Origin of the sequence: Providencia sp. PROV182, from assembly GCF_028480325.1 — a bacterium.
In the GTDB taxonomy this organism is placed as follows: domain Bacteria; phylum Pseudomonadota; class Gammaproteobacteria; order Enterobacterales; family Enterobacteriaceae; genus Providencia; species Providencia hangzhouensis.
Genome location: NZ_JAMPOL010000016.1, coordinates 16146 through 38622, shown reverse-complemented (window position 1 = coordinate 38622; position 22477 = coordinate 16146). Strand labels below are relative to the sequence as shown.

Annotated in this window: 19 protein-coding genes; 14 read left to right on the top strand and 5 right to left on the bottom strand. The window is 36.7% G+C overall.

Annotated elements, in window-relative coordinates; all coding sequences use genetic code 11:
- The first annotated feature begins 211 nt into the window (after nucleotides 1-211).
- The 3 genes from pgi to ubiA all read left to right on the top strand — a co-directional run bounded on the left by pgi (nucleotide 212) and on the right by ubiA (nucleotide 3696).
- The gene (pgi, locus tag PR834_RS14595; protein ID WP_096865066.1) at nucleotides 212-1858 is read left to right on the top strand and encodes a glucose-6-phosphate isomerase; all 1647 of its coding nucleotides are present in this window, start codon (nucleotides 212-214) and stop codon (nucleotides 1856-1858) included.
- A gap of 319 nt (nucleotides 1859-2177) precedes the next feature.
- Nucleotides 2178-2690, top strand: coding sequence for a chorismate lyase (ubiC, locus tag PR834_RS14590; RefSeq protein WP_094962860.1), 513 nt, complete (start codon nucleotides 2178-2180; stop codon nucleotides 2688-2690).
- A gap of 151 nt (nucleotides 2691-2841) precedes the next feature.
- Nucleotides 2842-3696 carry a 4-hydroxybenzoate octaprenyltransferase gene (gene ubiA / locus PR834_RS14585; protein WP_112307368.1) on the top strand — a complete coding sequence of 285 codons (855 nt, stop codon included), beginning with the start codon at nucleotides 2842-2844 and terminating at the stop codon, nucleotides 3694-3696.
- Nucleotides 3697-3779: 83 nt separating this feature from the next.
- On the opposite strand, the gene plsB is transcribed toward ubiA, so the two are convergent.
- Nucleotides 3780-6269 carry a glycerol-3-phosphate 1-O-acyltransferase PlsB gene (plsB, locus tag PR834_RS14580; RefSeq protein WP_196725539.1) on the bottom strand — a complete coding sequence of 830 codons (2490 nt, stop codon included), beginning with the start codon at nucleotides 6267-6269 and terminating at the stop codon, nucleotides 3780-3782.
- Between the two features lie 126 nt (nucleotides 6270-6395).
- Here plsB and PR834_RS14575 point away from each other — a divergent pair, with 126 nt between their 5' ends.
- The gene (locus tag PR834_RS14575; RefSeq protein WP_004261317.1) at nucleotides 6396-6770 is read left to right on the top strand and encodes a diacylglycerol kinase; all 375 of its coding nucleotides are present in this window, start codon (nucleotides 6396-6398) and stop codon (nucleotides 6768-6770) included.
- Nucleotides 6771-6906: 136 nt separating this feature from the next.
- Nucleotides 6907-7524, top strand: coding sequence for a transcriptional repressor LexA (gene lexA, locus PR834_RS14570; protein ID WP_004261314.1), 618 nt, complete (start codon nucleotides 6907-6909; stop codon nucleotides 7522-7524).
- A 163-nt stretch (nucleotides 7525-7687) separates the two neighbouring features.
- Here the strand turns inward: lexA and zur are convergent, their stop codons facing one another.
- The gene (gene zur / locus PR834_RS14565) at nucleotides 7688-8203 is read right to left on the bottom strand and encodes a zinc uptake transcriptional repressor Zur (RefSeq protein WP_004261310.1); all 516 of its coding nucleotides are present in this window, start codon (nucleotides 8201-8203) and stop codon (nucleotides 7688-7690) included.
- A 1114-nt stretch (nucleotides 8204-9317) separates the two neighbouring features.
- On the opposite strand from zur, the gene PR834_RS14560 reads away from it, so the two are divergent.
- From PR834_RS14560 to PR834_RS14520, 9 genes are all read left to right on the top strand, one after another.
- Complete coding sequence (locus PR834_RS14560; protein WP_094962859.1) at nucleotides 9318-9866, top strand: fimbrial protein; 549 nt, start codon at nucleotides 9318-9320, stop codon at nucleotides 9864-9866.
- Between the two features lie 78 nt (nucleotides 9867-9944).
- Entirely contained in the window at nucleotides 9945-10685 is a 741-nt protein-coding gene (locus PR834_RS14555) for a fimbrial biogenesis chaperone (RefSeq protein WP_094962858.1), read from the top strand.
- Nucleotides 10669-11244: a fimbrial protein gene (locus PR834_RS14550; protein ID WP_094962857.1), complete on the top strand. Its 576-nt coding sequence runs from the start codon at nucleotides 10669-10671 to the stop codon at nucleotides 11242-11244. The genes PR834_RS14555 and PR834_RS14550 overlap by 17 nt, the downstream gene beginning before the upstream one ends.
- 22 nt (nucleotides 11245-11266) lie before the next feature.
- The gene (locus PR834_RS14545) at nucleotides 11267-11839 is read left to right on the top strand and encodes a fimbrial protein (protein WP_141240708.1); all 573 of its coding nucleotides are present in this window, start codon (nucleotides 11267-11269) and stop codon (nucleotides 11837-11839) included.
- A gap of 13 nt (nucleotides 11840-11852) precedes the next feature.
- Entirely contained in the window at nucleotides 11853-12530 is a 678-nt protein-coding gene (locus tag PR834_RS14540) for a fimbrial biogenesis chaperone (RefSeq protein WP_094962856.1), read from the top strand.
- 86 nt (nucleotides 12531-12616) lie between these two features.
- Entirely contained in the window at nucleotides 12617-15169 is a 2553-nt protein-coding gene (locus PR834_RS14535; protein ID WP_272536746.1) for a fimbria/pilus outer membrane usher protein, read from the top strand.
- 45 nt (nucleotides 15170-15214) lie between these two features.
- The gene (locus PR834_RS14530) at nucleotides 15215-16456 is read left to right on the top strand and encodes a hypothetical protein (protein ID WP_004261278.1); all 1242 of its coding nucleotides are present in this window, start codon (nucleotides 15215-15217) and stop codon (nucleotides 16454-16456) included.
- Nucleotides 16457-16500: 44 nt separating this feature from the next.
- Nucleotides 16501-17259, top strand: coding sequence for a fimbrial biogenesis chaperone (locus tag PR834_RS14525; RefSeq protein ID WP_094962871.1), 759 nt, complete (start codon nucleotides 16501-16503; stop codon nucleotides 17257-17259).
- An 85-nt stretch (nucleotides 17260-17344) separates the two neighbouring features.
- Nucleotides 17345-18418, top strand: a complete 1074-nt coding sequence (locus tag PR834_RS14520; RefSeq protein ID WP_272536745.1) for an isoaspartyl peptidase/L-asparaginase family protein — start codon at nucleotides 17345-17347, stop codon at nucleotides 18416-18418.
- Between the two features lie 115 nt (nucleotides 18419-18533).
- Here PR834_RS14520 and PR834_RS14515 read toward each other — a convergent pair whose 3' ends face one another.
- The 3 genes from PR834_RS14515 to PR834_RS14505 all read right to left on the bottom strand — a co-directional run bounded on the left by PR834_RS14515 (nucleotide 18534) and on the right by PR834_RS14505 (nucleotide 22392).
- Nucleotides 18534-19010: a FidL-like protein gene (locus tag PR834_RS14515; protein ID WP_272536744.1), complete on the bottom strand. Its 477-nt coding sequence runs from the start codon at nucleotides 19008-19010 to the stop codon at nucleotides 18534-18536.
- Nucleotides 19011-19946, bottom strand: a complete 936-nt coding sequence (locus tag PR834_RS14510) for a winged helix-turn-helix domain-containing protein (protein ID WP_272536743.1) — start codon at nucleotides 19944-19946, stop codon at nucleotides 19011-19013.
- Nucleotides 19947-20394: 448 nt separating this feature from the next.
- On the bottom strand, nucleotides 20395-22392 hold the full coding sequence (locus tag PR834_RS14505; RefSeq protein WP_110592528.1) for a TonB-dependent receptor plug domain-containing protein: 1998 nt from the start codon (nucleotides 22390-22392) through the stop codon (nucleotides 20395-20397).
- Nucleotides 22393-22477: the final 85 nt, after the last annotated feature.

The window sequence follows — 22477 nt, the reverse complement described above, 5'->3', positions numbered from 1 at the left end:
TTTGGGGGGTGACTGCGCTCAGATAACCGGATCATATACTTTTGTATACGTATCAGTCTAGAAAGTGTGTATTTTAATAAAATGGGTAATTAAGTCTGGAAAAGTGCGGCAGAATTGGGGAATATCAATATAACGCAGAAAACCGATAAGTCTCGTTTTCGTGACGGGGTACAATCTATTTCTATTTAAAATTATTTGGAGAGTGTTATCCATGAGAAGTATTAATCCAAGCCAGACGGCTGCATGGCGGGCGCTAGAGCAACATTTTGCGCAAATGAAAAATGTCCATATGCGCGATTTGTTTGCACAGGATAAAGACCGCTTCACTCATTTTTCGGCAACGTTCGATGGTCAAATCTTAGTGGATTTCTCCAAAAATAGAATTACGCAAGAAACATTGGAACATTTATTGGCCTTAGCAAAAGAAACAGAGCTAGAAAGCGCCATTAACAGTATGTTCCAAGGTGAAAAAATTAACCGTACTGAAGACCGTGCGGTACTACATACTGCTTTGCGTAACCGCGATAACACCCCTATTTATGTTGATGGCAAAGATGTCATGCCAGAAGTGAATGCAGTATTGGAAAAAATGCAGCAATTTAGTCAGCGTATTATCAGCGGTGATTGGAAGGGTTACACCGGTAAAGCGATTACGGATGTGGTGAACATCGGTATTGGTGGTTCAGACCTTGGTCCATTTATGGTGACAGAAGCACTGCGTCCATACAAAAACCACCTAAACATGCATTTTGTATCGAATGTGGATGGTACGCAAATTGCGGAAACACTGAAAAAGCTGAACCCAGAAACAACACTGTTTTTAATTGCGTCCAAAACCTTTACAACGCAAGAAACCATGACGAATGCGCATTCTGCTCGTGATTGGTTCTTGGCGGCGGCAAAAGATGAAAGTCAAGTGGCTAAGCATTTTGTGGCACTTTCAACGAATGGCGAAGAAGTCGCGAAGTTTGGTATTGATACCAACAATATGTTTGAATTTTGGGATTGGGTTGGTGGCCGTTATTCATTATGGTCAGCGATTGGTTTATCCATTATTTTATCGGTCGGCTTTGATAATTTCGTTCAATTATTGAACGGTGCCCATGCGATGGATAAACATTTCACCCAAACTCCGCTAGAAAAGAACATCCCCGTGTTGTTAGGTTTGATTGGCATTTGGTACAACAATTTTTTTGAGGCGGAAACTGAAGCGATTCTGCCATACGACCAATACATGCATCGTTTTGCCGCTTACTTCCAACAAGGTAATATGGAATCGAACGGTAAATATATTGGTCGTGATGGAAAACCTGTTACTTATCAAACGGGCCCGATTATTTGGGGTGAGCCGGGAACCAATGGGCAACATGCGTTTTATCAGTTGATCCACCAAGGAACTAAGATGATCCCATGTGATTTTATCGCACCTGCGGTAACCCATAACCCGTTAGGGGATCATCACGAAAAATTATTATCTAATTTCTTTGCGCAAACCGAAGCACTGGCGTTTGGTAAAACTCGTGAAGTGGTTGATGCCGAGTTTGCTGCGCAAGGTAAGAATGTCGCGGATATGGAATATGTTGCGCCTTATAAGGTGTTTGAAGGCAACCGCCCAACTAACTCTATCTTATTGAAATCAATCACGCCATATTCGTTAGGTGCATTGATTGCGATGTATGAGCACAAAATATTCACTCAAGGGGCGATTTTAAATATCTTTACTTTCGACCAATGGGGCGTGGAGTTAGGTAAACAACTCGCAAGCCGTATCCTGCCTGAATTAGAAAATAATGATACCGTGAGTAGCCATGATAGCTCGACCAATGGTTTGATTAACAGCTACAAAGCTTGGCGATAAATTAATAACGTATTATTTAAATAGTTAAATGTAAGGTAGGAAGTTCCTACCTTACATTGTTTAACTGACATACTGTCCATCAGGCTGTTTTTTAATCAAACAAATTCATTTTGTTACGATATTAATGAATTTTATTATTATCGATAACTTGCTAGTAATTAAAAAATTTTTCACTATATTTTTACATTTTGTGTTGAAAATGTGACTTTTTATATAAATTGTTAGCTAACTTTAACCTTGTCGTAAAACAACGTGATATCCTATTGCGTAAGAAATACAGTAAATCATAACCATGTTATTCATGGTGGAATTTTAAGTAATGGATGAAACGCTTTTTACTTCTCAGCCGATTCACTGGCTGGCGGAGAACGATAAAAACGATAAAATAGTTCCTGCCAATATACTAGATTGGCTACTAGAGCTTGGCTCCATGACAAAACGTTTTGAGCAGCATAGCCAGCAAGTTACCGTGATACCTTATTTAGAGCGCTATGTATCGCAAGATAAGCTGAGCGCGGATGAAGTGCAGTCTCTACCTGAAAGCCCACGTTATTGGGTCAGAGAAGTTGTCATGTATGGAGATGGCATCCCTTGGTTACTGGGCCGAACAATAATCCCTGAAGAAACACTGACTGATGATGACCAGCAACTGGTGGATATTGGGAGAATGCCATTAGGGCGTTATTTATTTAGCCGCGAGAGTTTAACTCGAGATTATATCCATATTGGTTCTTGCGCAAATCGGTGGGTACGTAGTTCTCGGTTAAGACTATCGAATAAACCGTTGCTGTTAACAGAAATATTTTTACCTGAATCACCTGCATATCGCTAACTATCCTAAGTACTTTGAGTTTTCAGGTCTCTGCAATGACACTATGCCAACAAATATAAATCAGTAAGTTGCCGAGTTTGGTGGTATTAAAATATACCTAATTTGAAGTATGATGGAATTCGAAAAGGAGCACGATAAAGTGGAGGGAAGTATGACGCTAAGTAAATGGCATGCATACAGCCGTTTAATGCGTATTGATAGACCCATTGGCTCATTGTTGCTATTGTGGCCGACGTATTGGGCATTATGGATTGCGGCTCAAGGTACGCCAAGTTTACATCTTTTGATTGTATTTACTGCTGGTGTATTCTTTATGCGTGCTGCTGGTTGTGTCATTAATGATTTTGCTGACCGCCATTTTGATGGCCACGTAGAGCGGACTAAACACCGCCCACTCCCGAGTGGGGACGTAACAGAAAAAGAAGCAAAAATATTGTTTGCAAGCCTTGTTGGCCTCTCTTTTCTGCTAGTTTTGACACTCAATTCCATGACCATTTGGTTGTCGGTTGCAGGTTTGGCTTTGGCATGGGTTTATCCCTTTGTTAAGAGAGTCAGTAACTTACCCCAAGTGGTATTAGGTGCGGCTTTTGGTTGGTCAATTCCAATGTCTTTCTCTGCTGTTGGTGAAACTTTGCCAGCTGTTTGTTGGTTACTGTTTTTAGTTAATATTATTTGGTCGGTGATCTACGATACTCAGTATGCAATGGTAGACCGCGATGATGATTTAAAAATTGGTGTGAAATCAACCGCTATTCTATTCGGGCAATATGACAAACTGATTATTGGTTTGCTGCAATTACTGATGGTTGGCTTATTATTGGTGATTGGCTCACTGGCGGGTTTAGGAACCCTTTATTATATTTCATTAGTGTTAGTTGCGGGTTTATTTATCTATCAGCAGCAATTGATGGTTAACCGTGAACGTGCGCCTTGCTTTAAAGCTTTTATGAACAATAACTTTGTTGGCTTAATATTGTTTATTGGTATTTTTATCAGTTATTTTTAAATTACAGTTATTGAGCCAAAGTGAAAAAAGTCATGTTATTTCTAACATGACTTTTTTTGTTTTATTGGCTTGATAAAAGGTGATTAGCTTTTCACTTGTTCCGGAGATTGTGTGCTTTCAGTTGGTTTTTTTTCAGAAAACTCATCATCTTGACTAACACTTTCAATAGTTAAACGAATCTCAGGAGACATCAATCGAGCCAGAACGGCATACAGTTTTTGCGCATTGGTGACAAAGATATCATTTTCATTATTATCAATGTAGCCTTCTTCTCTCAGGGTATCGACCAATGTGGAGAATACCGCTTTATCAAAGAATTCAGGAGCGTTGATACCATGCAAAACAGAAAGGCGTTGTGCAAGGATACGGCTTTGTTTTTCCAGCGTATTACGGCTGATTTCAGGGCTCGCATTGAGTAATGATAATGTGATTGCATAACGTTGCAGAGTTTCACGCACGCCAGCAGCTAAGAGCTGTAATGGACGAATACGGCGAGGATTTAACACCACCATGTCGTCTTCTTTTAAGCAAATCAGCTTTTGGTTATTTAGCTCATCAATTAGCGTATCTACCGCCTCGTGTAGCTCATCACTGTTATAACGCATAAACAGTTCTGCTTTTAAGAACGGATAAATTTGGCCTACTTGATAGTGAATGTCTTGGCGACTAATGCGTTCATAGTGCAATACAATGCTAGCAATTAGTGATGGTAATACCAATAAATGATGGATATTGTTACGGTAATAGGTCATTAAGACGGCATTTTCGCGAGGAAGGATAATAATATCTCCCATGCTGTCTTTTTCGACTTCGAATTTATCCATTTGCAAAGCATGTTCTAACAATTGCTCTGCTGTTTTATTTGGGGTCGTCGCATCTGCGGTGTATGGCACATTGCGCAATAATTGCAGGTAACATTCGACTTGTTCAATCAGTTGCTCACGAGTGAGTGAGCGTTGACGAGAAGCCAGTAACGCAGTCGCACACAGGTTAATCGCATTGGCTGCGGCTGCATTATTAATATTGACCATAATGTTATCGGCTAACGAACTGACCGTTGGGTTTAGCCACGTTGGTCTTTGTGGTTCGATAGGGTCGATAGAGTCGCGCCAATCAGGCACGCGCTGGTTAAGGTAATGAGGTAATGAAATGGGTTGACCGAAGTTAACATACCCTTGGCCTAGGTTACGCAATTTACGTAAGCCGCGAACCATAGAGAAAAAGCCTTCTTTCTCTTTTTCTGCGCCGCGAAGTTCTTTGGCATAAGTTCCCACTTCCATCACATGCTCATACCCAATGTAGATAGGAACGATGGTGATAGGGCGTGAGTCACCGCGCAACATCGCTTGTAACGTCATTGAGAGGGTACCCGTCTTAGGCTGTAATAAACGACCGGTACGTGAGCGCCCACCTTCCACAAAGTATTCGATGGAGTAACCCCGGGCAAACAACTCACTTAAATATTCGCGGAAAACGGTCGAATACAGCTTATTGCCTTTGAACGTACGGCGAATAAAAAAGGCCCCTAAACGGCGGAAAATCGGCCCTGCTGGCCAGAAATTGAGGTTTATCCCCGCGGCAATATGAGGTGGAACTAGCCCTTGATGGTATAGCACATATGAGAGCAGCAAGTAGTCCATATGGCTGCGGTGAGAGGGGACATAAACGATTTCATGGCCGTCTTGTGCAAGCTGGCGGACCCGTTCAGCGTGCTGAACATTGATGCCTTGATAAAGACGGTTCCAAGTCCAACTAAGAACCCTATCCGTTAAACGTACGGCTTCATAAGAGAAATTGGCTGCAATTTCTTCCATCATCCCAACGGCATTTTGCTGGGCTTTTTTGAGTGGAATTTTTTTACTACGCGCTTCGTCTTCAACGGCTTTTTCAATCGCTTTAGACGTTAATAGCTTATTAAACAGCTCATAACGTGCAGGGAGTTTTGGCCCAACTGCTGCTAGACGTTGGCGCGAATAGTGAATACGCGCGACACGGGCGAGTTTGTTGGCAATAATGGAGTCTGTGCCGTGGTCTTGTGCCATTTTACCAATTGAGACAATGGGTGATAAACGCACGAAGCTGTCACGCCCTAACCATAAAACTGCAAAGAATTTTTGAATCCCATTTAACAGTTTCAATGGTGGTGCTGGAGTATGGCCTTCACGACCCGGTGAGCGGCCAAACATCACGGATGCAGGTAGCATTTGAATATCTAGATTTGGATTGTTTTTATGCAAATCTAAATAAGCATGGAAAGTTTTTACTGAATCCTTACGTGGATTCGGTGAATAATAGCGAAAAACACGTGGGCCATCATCGATAAAAACGTACGCCGGAAGCTTCGTTCCATTGATATCATTGTCGACCAGAGGGTCTGGCAGACCAATAGCTAAGCATTGATGCCGTAGCGTGAGGAGGTCAGACTTCGAATGATAAGGTAATACGTATAGGGTTGGCCTGTTGACATCAAGCTGCAACTCAGTGACGGGATCCGAAGGAATTAGTTTACTTTTTACCAATAATTTAAGTGGTAAATTCAACGTGTTGTAATATATTTTACGCCATAGTGACATAAATGATTATAGCCTCTTGTTAACAATGCTGCGCAATCATACCAGAAATACATGGTTAGATCTGTTACTGACAATTCACTTTGACCGTAAAAATCGATTATTGTTTGCATTTTTTAAGGAATAAATATGGCGAGTCAAGTTAAGGGGTTCACGCGAGTGATCAAAGCGGCGGGATATTCCCTTAAAGGTTTGAAGGCAGCTTGGGTTAATGAAGCCGCATTTAGGCAGGAATCTGTTGCTGCGATTATCGCAATCTTTATCGCATTTTATTTAGATATCAGCTATATAGATAGAATTTTGTTAGTGAGTTCAGTTGTCCTCGTGGCAATAGTCGAATTATTGAATAGTGCGATAGAAGCCGTAGTTGACCGTATTGGTAGTGAGTATCATGAACTGTCAGGAAGAGCTAAAGATATTGGTTCCGCTGCGGTATTTGTGAGTATCGGCTTAGCGCTATTTATTTGGGCACTGGTATTATGGCAGCGTTATTTCTCTGGCTAAGGCATTCGGGTGCTTAATAGGGTAAAAAGAAAGTAAATCGATAACAAATGCTTAAATTGAGCGATTTAACTGTTCCAAATCTTCATTTACCTGTATATACTCACAGTTTGACTGTATAAACAAACAGGGGAACGGAATGAAAGCACTGACGGCTCGACAACAGCAGGTTTACGATCTGGTGCGCGATCACATTTCGCAGACGGGTATGCCTCCTACACGTGCTGAGATAGCAGCAAGCCTTGGTTTTCGTTCGCCTAATGCGGCAGAAGAACATTTAAAGGCCTTAGCGCGCAAAGGGGTTATTGAAATCGTTTCAGGCGCATCCCGAGGTATTCGTCTGCTTCTTGAAGAAGAAACAGAAGACCAGGGGTTACCTCTGATTGGACGTGTTGCCGCTGGCGAACCATTATTAGCGCAGGAACATATTGAAAGTCACTATCAAGTTGACCCTGAGCTATTTAAACCACACGCAGATTTTTTGTTGCGTGTGAATGGGATGTCCATGAAAGATATTGGCATTATGGATGGTGATTTATTAGCTGTGCATAAAACGCAGAATGTCCATAACGGGCAAGTGGTTGTTGCTCGTATCGAAGATGAAGTTACTGTTAAACGTTTTAAGCAACAGGGTAACCGTGTTGAATTAATAGCAGAAAACCCAGAATTCGAACCTATTATTGTTGACTTACGTCAGCAAAATTTCACTATTGAAGGTTTGGCTGTTGGGGTTATCCGTAATAGTGATTGGTATTAAGTTCCTTTAGTCGCTAGCCGTAATGGTAGGTTACAGGCGGGAAGGACGATTGCAGGCAGATTTCATAGTTTCATTCTGAGGTCTGCCTGTTTTGTTTATTTTATTTTATTTCTTTATCTTCTCTATTTTTGCATTTCATCAAGCAATTTATCAACGCAGCTACTTATTTTTTCTTCTGGGCGATAGGTTGTTCATGGTTATGATGACAATGTTCGTGATCTTGGCAGCTATTCATTTCGTCACAATTTTTACATAAGCCGTGGTTTTCCACCACTGTATGTCTTAAGCGGAATTGGTGTTCATCTGCTAAATTAATGATTGCAGCTTCTATTGTTGTGCAATCACTTTCCGTTACGCTTCCACACTGGTCACAAATTAACATAACAGAGATATGGCTCGGGTTATCAAAATGGTGACAGACGACATAACTGTTCGTTGATTCAATTTTATGGATAAAACCTTGCTCCATTAAAAACTCAAGGCCACGATAAACCGTAGGCGGTTTAGCTTGAGGTTCAATTTCCCGTAGCAAGTCAAGTAAATCATAAGCGCTGATTGCACCATGCTGCTGTGCTATCAGGCGTAATACTGTTTCTCTTTGTGGTGTTAACCTGACGCCTCTTGATTGGCAAATATTCTCGGCCATTGCAAGGATTTTGTCTTCATTCATTCTTTTCATCTAATCGGCCTCAATATTCGAAAATGCAAACAATTACTGCTAATAAGCTTATCATATTTTTGAGATCAGGAATGCGCGGGGATACATTGTTTTATATTTATATTATTTCTATTTAAAGGGAAATATAAGCAAACGATTATCTGGAAAAACAGATAATTAGAATACTCAAAACCAGCCTATCCTCTTTGTTTTTCTTAAACAAAAAACTCGATGTTGTTTAACAAAAAACACACAAAACGTAAGGTTTTAGATTGCCATTTAGTGTAAATTTCAATTAAGACTTATCTTACGCTTATCTGTTGTAATGGTGTAATGGTGTAATGGTGTAATGAATCGTATACTAAGTTGTTTTTTCATTTCAATATTTTCAATGCATGTATTTATAGTTTTTAATATCACTTTTATTAGATTTTTAGAATTAAATAAAATGTGTGATTTTTACATAACTAAATACTACCTGAAATATTTATAAGTAAGTTGACTTTATAAATATAAATTAATCTAAATGACGATCATTAGTTATAGTATTTCTTCATTTTCTGGCATTTATATCTATTTATATAATTATCTTAGACTAAAAAGCTAAATTTTGGTCTATTTTTGTGTTATTTTGACAATTAATATTACTGTATTAATATTGGTATCAGAAAGAAACAAGGTATTTAAAAGTTCAGCATAATGTTTTTGTTTGTTTCGTTTTGTTTCAAACGGGAATAGCTAATGTGAATTTGAGATGAATTAAAAGTGTGGAATGCTTTTAAAGACAATTAGGTTTTATTCATACAGAATTCAAGTTGCAATAATAGCTGATTAAACTTTCATATATTTTATTTTTGTCCATTTTACTATTTCTATATTGATGTTGGTCTCTCATTTTCGGCGATACAGAAATAGTCTTTTTTTAAAACCAGTTCAATAATTTGGTTTTAAAAAAGGGTATTGAACGGATTTTAATATCCCCCAATGTTGACTTAATTAAATAGGTTGACAGTTAGTTATCCAGGCTCATGAAAATGGCATAGGTATTTGTAAACAATTATTGTGAACTTGGTTTTTAATAAAAATTGTGTCTTTAACTACTTACATGACGACATAAATACAGAGGTATTTACATATGTTATTCAACAAAAAATTAGCGGTTTTAGCAGTATTAGCAGGTTCTATGGTAGCAGGTTCTGCATTAGCTGCAGATGGTAAGAAAGGTGCGGAAGTAACATTCAAAGCCCAATTACGTGCTCAATCTTGTGATGTGTCTTCAACTACTACAGGTTCTGTTGTTGACTGGGGAACTTTCACTAAAGATGTAACTGATGCTTTAGCACCAAATGCAGTTTTAGGTGATGAAAAATCTTTTGATTTAGTTCTGTCTAACTGTTCTGCTGACGCAGCTGATACTTCAATGAACGTATTCGCTCAAGGTCAAGCAGCAGCTGGTTTCCCAGCACTGTTTGCTAACCAAGAATCTAAAGCTTTAGCAGTTAAATTAGCTTCTGGTGCAGTTAATATTACTCCTAACGCAGATGCAGTAGTGGTTATCGACCCTAAAGTTGCTAAAGATGGTGGTGCTGTCATTCCTATGAAAGCTAATCTGATTCTTACCAAAACTGGTGTACCTACTGATAAATTATCCGTACCAGTAACATTTACTGTATCTTATAACTAATAATATTAGTTAATACGAGTAAAGAGGCTTTTTAATTAAAAAGCCTCTTAATATTGTTTTTAATGATTGGACTAAGTAATGAAAGCAAAAGAATCGTTTTTAAGAAAAAAAGTAGTTAATGATTGTTATAGAGCTTTAATTCTACTGTTTTCATTAATTACTACTACTAACGTTTACGCTGCAGGTGGTGTTGGTTTAAATGCGACCCGAATAATATATGTCCAGGGTGAAAATAGTGTATCGGTTGGTGCTCGAAATAATACAAATATTAATTATTTAGCAAAATTTTCGGTAAGCATGAATAATGATGGTTCAGCATCAAAAACGCCTTTTTCAGTTACACCTCCATTAATTAAAATCAACTCAGGGGCAACGCAAGATATTAGGATTTTTGCTCAACCGAATTCATTACCAACAGATAGAGAGAGTGTTTTTTATTTCTCTGCTACTATGATACCTGCTACTGATGGTCCTTTAGAAGGATCTGCAATGAATATTGGTTATAATAATATTATTAAGGTTTTTTACCGACCTTCAAAATTATCTATCTCACCATATGACGCATATAAAAACTTAGAGATAAGCTCTAGTAGTACAGGTATTATTATTAATAATAATTCACCATACTATATTTCTTTAAATAAGCTCAGTGTTAATGGTGTTAAAATTGATTTAAATATGAAAAAGCGTAATACAATGATTTCTCCTTTTGACTCTTTCAGTTATATAACTCCGGCAAATGGCCGTAATGGTATAGTTAAATGGACAGTTATTAATGACTTAGGTGGCGAGGAATCTTTTAGTGGAAAAATCAATTAGTAACAAAATAAAGGCATCTATTTTAAGTGCTATTTATATTGTAATAGGCATGTGTTTCTTTATTGGAAGGGTTTCAGCTTTAGATATTGAAGTTATCGGCAATGTATCTAAAGGAACGTGTGAAGTATCATATGAATCGATGACGGTTAAATTTGATAAACCATTATTAACACCTCAAATTAAATCGAATGTTGACGATGAAACCTATGTGAAACCCTTTTCTTTAAAATATAGTTGCACTGATTTTAATCTATCTGATGGTCCAGCACCATTTAAAATGAAAATAACTCCTGGGATAGGAACTTTAGTTGATAATAGTAATAAAATATATCCAACTAATAATATTACTGGAGCTGCGTTTGTTTTAAAAAACTGTGATGAGAATAAGCTCAATTGTAAAGTCGTAAACCTCAATGCTGGCGGTGAAATTAGTTTTGATGTTACAGCTAATAGCCAATTAGAGAATCATTTTGAAGTAAATGTTGTCCAGCTTGGAACTACTCAGCCAATACCTGGAGAACTAGTTGCCTCTGTTGATATAGTATTACTTCAACCATAAGAATTAATAGGTGGTATTGACTGTGAAGCTTCTAAATAAAATATGTTGTAGAGTTACATTGGCTTTTTACGTGATGTTTTTTTCTTATTCTTCAACAGCTTTAGTACCAGGTACACACGATTTTACGTTTGATTTAACTGTGCCTAAAAATACCTGTGATATTGCTGTCACTAGTGATAGTGGTAAAAAGAATATTGTTGATTTTGGAAATGTGCCTTTATCTAAGTTTGGGGCGGATGCATCTAGTGGAAAGATTAAGAAGGCTTTTGATGTTGTAATCAGTAACTGTAAAACTAATAGCTTTGATAATAACTATATTAAATTAACTGGCAACTACACAATAAATGATGGTTTTTTAGATAATCCAGGAAAAACGTTTGCTGTAAGAATCTCTGCAAATGATAATGCAAATCAATCATCTGCAGATTTTATTACAGAAACTAATAATGTTTTATGGTCGAATATTAAAACTCAAAATGTAACTAAAACATTTTATGCTTATGTCATGTGTAAGAACCAAGTTGCTGATTGCTCGATAGATCAAAATATTGGGGCATTTAAAGCAACACTAACATTGTCATATTATGCAGATTAAATAGGTAAATGTGATGATACGGTTGATATTAACAATAATACTAGCTTGGCACTTTACCCTTCATGCTGGAGGATTATCTTTAGGCCAAAGTAGAGTTATTTTCACAGATTCAGATAAGAATAAGGTTGTTAGTATCCGTAATGAGGGTGAAAGCCCTTTATTAATGCAAATGTTATTATTAGATATAAAGGATGAGAAGAATGCTGATAGTTTTATAATTAGCCCTCCTTTATTCAAAATTAAAAGTAAAACAGAACATGCAGTTAGGATATATCCTGATAATGTTTCTAAGCTACCTAAAGATAGAGAATCAGGATTCTATTTGAAAGCAAGGGGTATTCCACCGACTAGCAAAAACTTAGAGGAAGGGGATACGCCTGAAATGATTTTCGTAACAGCTATAATTATTAAATTATATTATCGGCCTAATGGTATACCTGAGCCAAATAAGAATAATTTTGAACAAGTAAAGTTAAAAAATAAGGATGGAAGGTGGCAATTTCATAATCCAACCCCTTATTATATGACAATTGTTGATTTTAATATGAATGGTAAGAACTATAATGATTCCATTTTAGTTTCACCATTTAGTTATTATAAATTAGAAAATACTAATGAAAGTATAAATGTAGCAAGTTGGCGTTTTCTTGATGATAATGGTGCTGGAACTGAAGTGTTTAGAATTAATTGAAATTTCTTTTATATTTATTAAATAACATATAATGATTTTTCAGCGCTTGCATATTTTGAATGTAAAGATAATCTAAGGCTAGAGGAATGGAAAACAAAATATTAAAACTTGGTTTGCTATCTTCATTGATAAGCTTATCTCTGTATTCATATGGTGACGATTATTTTGATCCGAGCATGCTTGAAAGTCAGCTAGGAATTGATGCTAGCCAGTTAGATTTATCTCAATTTAATTCATCCAATACTATTCCGGCAGGTGTTTATCGCTTACAGATCGAAATAAATAGAAACATACTATCCGAACAAGATGTTAATTTTGTTGCAAACTCAAAAGGTCTTGTTGTACCTGAATTTGATAAGACAATCTTGGAAAATTGGGGGATTAATGTAAAAGCACTGCCTGGGCTTAATAATTTATCTCCTGATGTTAAAATATTATCACTTAATGACTACATTAAAGACGCAACAGTAAGAGTTGATGTTAGTAAGTTAAAATTAATAGTCACTGTCCCTCAAATATACATGGACAATAAAGTTCAAGGATATATTGATCCATCAATGTTAGATACTGGTGTTTCTGCATTATTTTTGAATTACTTCATTAGTGGTAATAAAAATAAAACAGATTCATCGTCTGGAAAAAATAAAAGTGATAGTTTATTTGGAACATTGAATAGTGGCTTAAATTTAGGTCCTTGGAGACTGAGATCCAATATGAGTTACTCTTATTCTAAGAGTAATGGCGATACTGAATCATCTACTGACTTTACTAATACATATATAATGAGAGCCCTTCACTCCATTAAATCTACAATGATGGTTGGTGAAATATCTACAGGTAGTGATGTTTTTGATTCTATTCCATTCAAAGGAATTAAAATATCAAGTGATGAGGCAATGCTTCCTAATAGCCAACGAGGCTTTGCTCCTGAAGTTGCAGGTATTGCTCAGTCTAACGCGCAGGTTACTATTAGACAAAATGGCTATGTTGTTTATCAAACATATGTGTCACCTGGAGCCTTTAGAATTAAAGATATATATTCTTCAGGTAACGCGGGTAACTTAGATGTTACGGTCAAGGAAGAAGATGGAACTGAGAAAACTTTCACAGTTGCGTATTCCTCATTACCTGTGATGCTTAGACCTGGTGGCTATAAGTATGAGACCAGTGTTGGTCGCTATGATGGTGGGTATACCGTTGATTCTAAACGATCTGATTTCTTTTTAGGATCTTTAATTTATGGTCTACCTACAAATAGTACATTATATGGTGGCCTATTATTTGCGGATAATTATTTTTCAGCAGTAGCTGGCTTAGGTGTATCACTAGGCACTTTTGGTGCTTTATCTATGGATATTACCCATGCTACGGCTAATATGGATGGCGATTTAGGAGACCGCGCTGGACAATCATACCGTGTTCGTTATTCGAAAAGTATGATGTCGACAGGGACTTCTATCGATTTAACAGCTTTACGCTATTCTACTCGATCTTATTTTAGTTTTGCTGATTTCAATAACTATGACTATAAGTTGAAGGATGGGGTTGCGCCTTGGATTAACCAACGTCAGAGAGCGAGTTTTACCACTTCTATAACGCAAAGATTGGGAGAATATGGTAGTGTTTTCTTATCAGGAAGCATCTCTGATTACTGGGAAATCAACCGTGAAGTTCGTCAGATGGTGATGGGATATAACGGAACTTATAACAAAATAAACTATGGTATTACATACAGCATAGATAGGATAAAAGATAATACATCTTGGCCTGAAAATAGAATGGTATCAGTAAATGTCAGCATACCGTTCAGCATATTTACTAACAATGTGTTAGCGAAGGATATATATAGTACTTATTCATTTAGCCAGAATAATGACGGCTATATTGATCAGCAAGCAGGAATTTCAGGTAACTTGTTAGATAATAAAATTTATTATGGTATTACGCAAGGGTATGGGAATAAAGGCGTCGGGAATAGTGGTTCTTTAAGTGCTGGTTATTCAGGTTCCTCGGGTAATATTTCCTCTGCATATAGCTATTCTAAGAATAGTCAATCAATGAACGCAAGTGTCAATGGCGGCCTATTATTACATTCGGGTGGTGTTCTATTCGGGCGTACTATGGGGGATAGTATGGCGATCATTGAAGCTGAAGGTGCAGCTGGTACTAAGGTAAGTAACCAAGATGTAGAGGTTAATAATCGAGGTTATGCATTGTATCCTTATATATCTCCTTATAACGCAAATGTTATAAATATGGATGTCAACACACTACCTAATGATGTTCTTCTTAGAGAAACCAGTAAAACGGTTTATCCCGCAGCAGGGGCAATTGTTAAAGTTAAATTTGATACTAAAGTTGGATATCAAGCTGTTATCAACTTAAAAATGTCGAATGGTACTGTGCTGCCGTTTGGGGCTGTAGCATCGTTAATTGAAGAAAATGCAACCGAAGAAAATACAGGTATTGTTGGCGATAATAATCAGTTATTTATGAGTGGGTTACCTGATTCTGGTAAATTGCAAATTCGTTGGGGTGCAAATAGCAACCAACAATGTTTAGCGTCATTCTCTAACTTAGGCAGCATTAATATAAGTAAAGGACAGGCAATCCGTACTATCTCTATTAATTGCCAATAATTTGTTATACCGGACTCTTACCTTATTAAAATTTTAAGAGGGGCTATGAAATTTTTTATTAAAAATAAGTCAATTAATTCACCGTTAATATTGTTGATATCACTGATTTCATTCTTTCCAATGAAATCGATGATAGCAGCTCAGAACGGCGGTACAATGACATTAACATTAGAAGGTATTATTGACTTAGAGCACCCGAAGGCAGCAACGGATCCCTACTTAGTCGAAGGTAGGCTGTCTGGTCGAACTTCTACAACCTATAACTATATTTATGGGTCCAAAACTCAAGCGTGGACATCACCGGATTTTGCGATTTTTTCTATTTCACCTCGCAGTACATCTTGTGTTGATGAGCCTATTGTGGAAGGGGGGCCGAATGCAACTGCAGCCCTGCAGAAAGTTCCTGGAGTCAATAAAGTTGGAATAAAACTTACTCATGCTAGCGGCGCTTATGCCTATATTGTTCCTAGTTTAGGTTTTTCTGTAAAACTTTCAGGAAATAACAATATAGGTTCATCAGGATTCGTTAAAGAAAGCTATAGTGGTGTAGTATTCGAAGATGTACCTAATTTGGTGGATAGAAGTACTAAAGGCAACCGTCAGTGGAAGCTTTGTTACACACCACCGGATGGGACAAGAGCTCCTGGTGGTTATAATTCAAAAAGGAATGTTAGTGTATATATAGCAGGTCCAATGCAAATGTATGCACCAGTGCCTATACAACCTGGCCGTTACTCATATAGTGGAATTCCATTATATGTTGGCTCTTATGGTCAAGATAATGATCAAGATGGTGTTAGTACATTACAAATTTCAACTAGCTTGAACGTTGTAAGGGTTTGTAGTATTTCTGATGTTAGCCAAGACAATTTTACTATTATTGCTGGTAGAGAAACTGAGTTTTTCAGACAATCCAGTTTTAAATATAAATGTACAGCAGATAATAAACCAATTTACATTTCTGCGATCGCTCGTGAAGGAACTGTGGATTCAGCTAACCAACATAAGTTATGGTTCGACCGAACTGGTGGAAACATAACCTCTAATACGCCATATCTGTTAGCATTACCATATGCAGCTGGTGGCAGCGGAAGCTTAACTTGTAAGGACGAAGGAAAAGCGGGCTTATTGAATTTTGCTAACCAAGAAGAAACCTTATTAGGGTTAAACTCTGTTTCTAATGTAGTTCAAGATCTAAATATTAAGTGGGCTATTTGCTTAAATCCGAATACAGAGATAGGAAAGTATAGAGCACGTGTTGAAGTATCTATATATACTAAAGTTTAGCAATATCAGTGGAATTATTTTATTAAGAAAAATTGGGTGATAAAATGTTTTTCCGTTCACTAGGGTTAGTTCCATTATTTTTATCTTTATTTTTTAGTTTTATAAGCGTCTCTTGGGGGGAGAATAGAACATTAGTTTTTCCCTACCAAAGAACAACATTTATTGAAGGTGAGAAAAGTGTGTCATTTAGAATTTTGAATGATACAGATAAAACACCTTATTTAATGCAATCATCTGTTGAATTATTAGATGAAGGTAGTGGTCTTGATATAAAAGAAAATAATATAAATATTCCTTTTATGGTCACTCCTCCACTTCATAAGCTGGAAGCTGGCAACTCTTATACTTGGCGAGTTATGTTTATTGGCGATAGTGATAAATTAGCGAAAGATAGGGAAACGGTTTATATTGTAAAATATAGAGCTATCCCTCCATTAGACAAAAACATGCGAGAAAATAATAGTAGTATTGATGTAAATACTATTCAAGTCCTTCACTTTAAAGTTTATTATAGGCCTAAGCAATTTGCTAATTTAACCATAGAAAATGAGCAAAAAAAGATTTCCTTTAGGCGAGAAGGAAATAATATTATAGTTAAAAATAACTCACCAATTTATATGTCCTTTGAAAGTTTGGCTGTTAATGGAGTATCCGTTGATTACAAAGAATTATTTAAGCCAATTAAGCCACTATCAGAGCAAATATTCATTTCAGATAGCAAAATCCGTGATGTAAATACGATTACATGGAGTGTGTTGGATGAATTAGTATTAGAATTGCCTAAAAATACATCTACACTGTAATTTACAGGTAATGTTATAGTATTTAGGGCTAGGAGTAACTTGATTTGTTTAATAATGTAATCCTATGTATTACTGAGAGATCCAAATGCAAGATATAATGTATAAACTGAAGGATTACGAGAAAGAAAAACTATCTACCTTTTTATTTTTTATTCTTTATTTTTTGTTTTTTTTCTCATCTCTAGCCTTTTCAAAATCCGATACTAACTTTCGTCTTGTCATCCATGGCGGAGCAGGGGATATTACAGAACGTTTACTCACTCTTGAATTACAAAAAGAGCATGAAGAGAAATTAAAGGAAGCATTACAGGCAGGATATTCCATTTTAGCTCAAGGTGGCGATAGTATAGATGCCGTTCAAGCGGCTGTGATCGTAATGGAAGACTCTCCGCTATATAACGCAGGTAAAGGGGCTTCTTTAACTACAGATAATAAAGTGGAATTAGATGCTTCTATCATGGATGGTCGCGATCGCAAAGCTGGCGCCGTAGCGGGTGTATCGAATGTAAAAAACCCTATCATGGCCGCCTATAAAGTGATGACTAAAACCCCTTATGTGATGATGGGAGGAACCGGAGCTGAACAATTTGCGAAATCAGAAGGGTTCGATATTGTTGATGAATCCTATTTTATTACTGAAAAACGCAGCGAACAATTAAAGAAAGTGAAAGAGATCAGCCGGAAACTCGATCAAGAAAAGGGAATTAACGCCTCGCTATTTATAGACCCGCAAATGTTTGATTATAAGTATGGCACTGTGGGTGCTGTTGCCGTTGATAGCCGCGGAAATGTTGCCGCAGCAACCTCTACAGGTGGCAGTACTAATAAACATTATGGCCGAATTGGTGATTCACCCATTATTGGAGCCGGAACATATGCGGATAACAATACAGTTGCAATTTCTACAACTGGTTTAGGTGAGGTCTTTATCCGAGGTGTTGCTGCTTATGATGTTGTTGCTCAAATGAAATACGGCAATACGCCATTAGCTGAAGCCACAATGAATACTTTGAATTCAGTGAAAGATATGGGAGGCACTGGAGGTATTATTGCAGTAGATAATAAGGGCAATTTTGTTATGCAATTTAATACTAAAGGTATGTTTCGCGGGATGATTGATCAAGATGGTGTTTCACAAGTTGCAATGTTTGGTTTTTAATATGTTATCTATTTAATTTTAATTGTTTTTTATTTTTAAGAATCGAATTTGAAATTACTAGTTTCCCATGTTGACGGTTTTGCCTACTTAAGCGTAATTGTTGGTAGGCTTTTTTTTATTGGAGTTGGCATGTAAAAGCAGAAGATGATTCATCTTTGATAATATAAAGATTATCACTCATTTTAGTTATATTAATATAGTACTTAATTTTATCAATTTCTAATTGAATGAAATTAGAAAATAACTTCTCAGGTATATTATCTGTATTGGTTACTGATGAAGATTTAAAGGTAACAACATAATTACCATTGTGGTCAATCGCTAAGTAATTAAAATAAATTGCTCTATTAAGCCGGTAGATTTTTTTATCATCTTTTAAGTAGCCATACATATTCATGCGACCATAATTTTTTGTTGAAATTTGTACATTAATCTTTGATTTCAAGCTCAACCCATTCTGTGTATTATTATCTTTAATCCATAATATTTCAGAATGGCAGATTTGAACATTGTGATTATTTTTATTGATAACAAAGGATGCGGTTGATGCGGTTGCGATTAAAAATAACGATACGGCAATATATTTTTTCATTCAAATTCTCTGATCATTAATCGATATGCAATCATGTTTAATATTAATGCTGCTACAAATGCTGAGAGATATATTTTTATCAATGGAATAAGCTTGATTTAAGTCTGACAAAAGAATGATTCTTTTGGGTTCATCACATCGAATATTATATTTATCCAGCTTGCTATGTATTAGATTGATATTATCGCTAGAAACTTTAGCTAGCATATTAACCGGTGCTTGTATGATACATTTTTCACGTGAACTGACTGACAGGTAGTCACTCGTTGGATTTTCCTTAGCCATATAATACCAAAAAAATAAATTAATTAAATAGCATATCGCTATTGTTGAAATAGCTAATAGCAATATTTTTAAAGTTTTTTTGTTTAATATTTTTTTGTTTTTATTTTTAATCGCGAGTGTCGTATTGATATTGCTACTATCGTCTTCTCCAGTTAATAATTCCGAGTTATTGGTATTTTCATCAAGTGATAAGTTTTCTGATACTGTGTTATCAGGGAGTTTTTGAGATAACTCTGAATTTTCGATATAGCCATACTTGCTTATATGAAGGGGATTAACTTCATTATTTTGTTCGTCAAATTTTACGTGTATAACGATATGACTATCAAGACGAAACCCTTTTTTGGGTACTGTAACAATACACTTAGGATCAATACCGACCTGCTCTAATTTTTTTCTTATTTCACTAATGTAAGTATTTAAATTATTATTAGAACCGACAAGGCCATATTCTTCCCATACATTCGTTAAAAGTTCATCTCGTGTTGCGAGTCCTTTTTTTAAATTTAATGAGATAATCTCATCGAATAATCTAGCAGCAGGTTTAGATAATTCAATAAATTGATTTTTATCATCTTTTGAGTATATTAAGCTTGTGTTTTTTTCGAAAATATATTTTTCGTCAATAGTGTAGTCATGTGACTCGTTCATAGATGCCGTCTGCTCTCTAATTAAAATAACGAATAGAAAATCTAAAAGTAATAACAGCCAATTTTAATAAATAGGCTGAATAAATATTATTATTTAACTTCTTGTTGTTATAGTTTAAATAGGGATTCAATTTACTGCAAGTTTTATGCGATGAGCTTTTTTGTAATTAATTAGCAAATTTATTGAATTGATACCTTGGTTGGGTTTAAAAACTGTATTAAAATAATTTTTAGGTGATTTAATTTATTTTTCCTACATATTTATTGTTAAAAAAATATATTAATCTAAATAAATCCATTCTTACCTATGGATGTTCTTTTGTGGGAATAATCCTAGGTATTTGCACTTAAATTAATGCCTTTGTTATTTTATGAGAGACAGAAGTTAATTTTGTAAAGTTTACACTTTATTAGGCGAAGAAATTAATCTTCGCCTAATATATTAAGGATTAATATTTATATTCAATACCTAACCAATAGTTACGGCCTTCTTCAATATAACCATTAGTGTATTCATAGGATTTATCAAATAAGTTGTTCACTGAGGTGTTAACAGAAATACCTTGGCCAAAATCATAATCTAAGCGCAGGTCAGTTTTAGCATAGCCTCGTACTTTGCTTTCTGCATCAACATAATTAAATGCCCAACTTCTTGCTTCTTCGGTAATGGTAATGCTAAATGGATCGTATGGCGTGAATTTCACCCAAGCAAAGGCTTTGTGGGTAGGTAACTCGGCAACGTGTTTTACACTGTAGTGCTTAGGATCAGCGTGAATATATCCGTAGCTTAAACCAGCTTCCATCCAATCTGTGATTTGCCCGTTAGTCCCTAAATCAATCCCAAAGTAGTCAACTTTGCCACTATTGCGGTTTTCAAGCACGTATCCCCCATTTTTATTAGTGCCAACACGATGGGCCATAATCGCATCAGAGACATGGTTGTAATAAATACTTGATGTATATGACCAAACTGGGGAGATATGCCCTTTATAGGTCAAATCGTAAGTTAGGGCTCGTTCTGTATCAATATGAGGATTAATGATAAAGGTATCATCACTTTTCATTTTTTCTTTGGTATAGCGTTCTTTTTGTGTTGGGAAACGGCTTCTTTCTGATACCGAGAACTGTACGGTATCTTCATTTTCTAAATGGTAACGAGCCATCATTTCCCAGTTGAATGCATGTTGGCTATTGCCATCATATTTTTCAAAATCACCTGATTTGTAATCATAACGTTTGCCGTCGGCACTTTTGCGCCAATCGTAACCAATACCAGCGATAATATCGAGATTATCCATCGCAACCCATTGATATTCTGTAGCAATAGAATAGGTATTATCTTTATAGCGGTCGAATGGGACATCTCTCTTTGCACGTGCGCGGTGAACGTCTTCTTTCCAGTGTGCGGCAAATGACAGCATATCTAATTCACGCACGGTGAAGTCAACACGCATGTCAGCCCCATTACTGTAGTCATCATAGCGGCTGTAGTTATAGATACCGTCTTTATAGTCTTTAACAGACCTATATTGATGGAGTGTATTCTTAAATGTGTCGTGGTACAGACGGCTCTGTAACGCGATATCATTGGTTATTTGGGTTGTTCCATTGAAATAAATACTTTCTTTATCATAAGCTGGCCATTGCCAAATTTGAGGTTTGGTGTTTGTTACACTCGGCGGGCTGTTTTTATCACCATCTTGCTTTAGATAGGTAACCACATACTCGTCAGCTTCACGGGGTGTCCAGCCCACTTTCACCATCATACGTTTATCGTCTGTTGCAGAGTTAGGACGGCGTCCATTATTTCCCGCCAATGGGTTATCATTTTCTGAACTCGGGATCCCCATAAAACGTTGCTTATATTGGCTACCACTGACTTGAATAAAACCTAAGTCATTGCGGCCACCTAAGCGTGCACTAATATTGTGGGCATTATCTGCGCCACGAGCGAAACCTTGGTTTAAGCTGATATTGGCCTCAAAAGGTTTTTTAGGGGTAGCGGTGGTTAGGTTAATCGCTCCCCCCATCAAGTTTGGACCTTGTAATAGTGAAGTATATCCAGTTGATAGCTCAACGCTTGCGAGTTCGCTCGTCATAAAGCGCCCTAGGTCAAGGGTGCCATCATAAGGGACATAAGTTGGGATGCCATCAAAAAAGATAGGGACTTGGCGGCTATCAAATCCACGTACATTCACTTGGGTTTCGTTGCGATTACCTGATTTTTGAATGGATACACCTGGCATTGTACTCAGTGCTTGTGCAACGTTGGTTTTATTCAATTGTGTCATTTGCTCTTGCGTGATGACATTTGCATCCGCTGCTAATGGTGTACTCCAAACAGACATCACGTCAGTGTTTTTTTCTGCTTTAGGGTCAGACGCGGCGTGTCCCTGTGCTGCGAATAAAGCCATCCCAACCAAATAGGTAATTTGTTTTATTTTCATTATCTCTTTCCAGTTTTATGAATAACGATATATTATTTTTTATATAACGATATGCGTCATTAACCACAAGCGAATGCAGCCTACG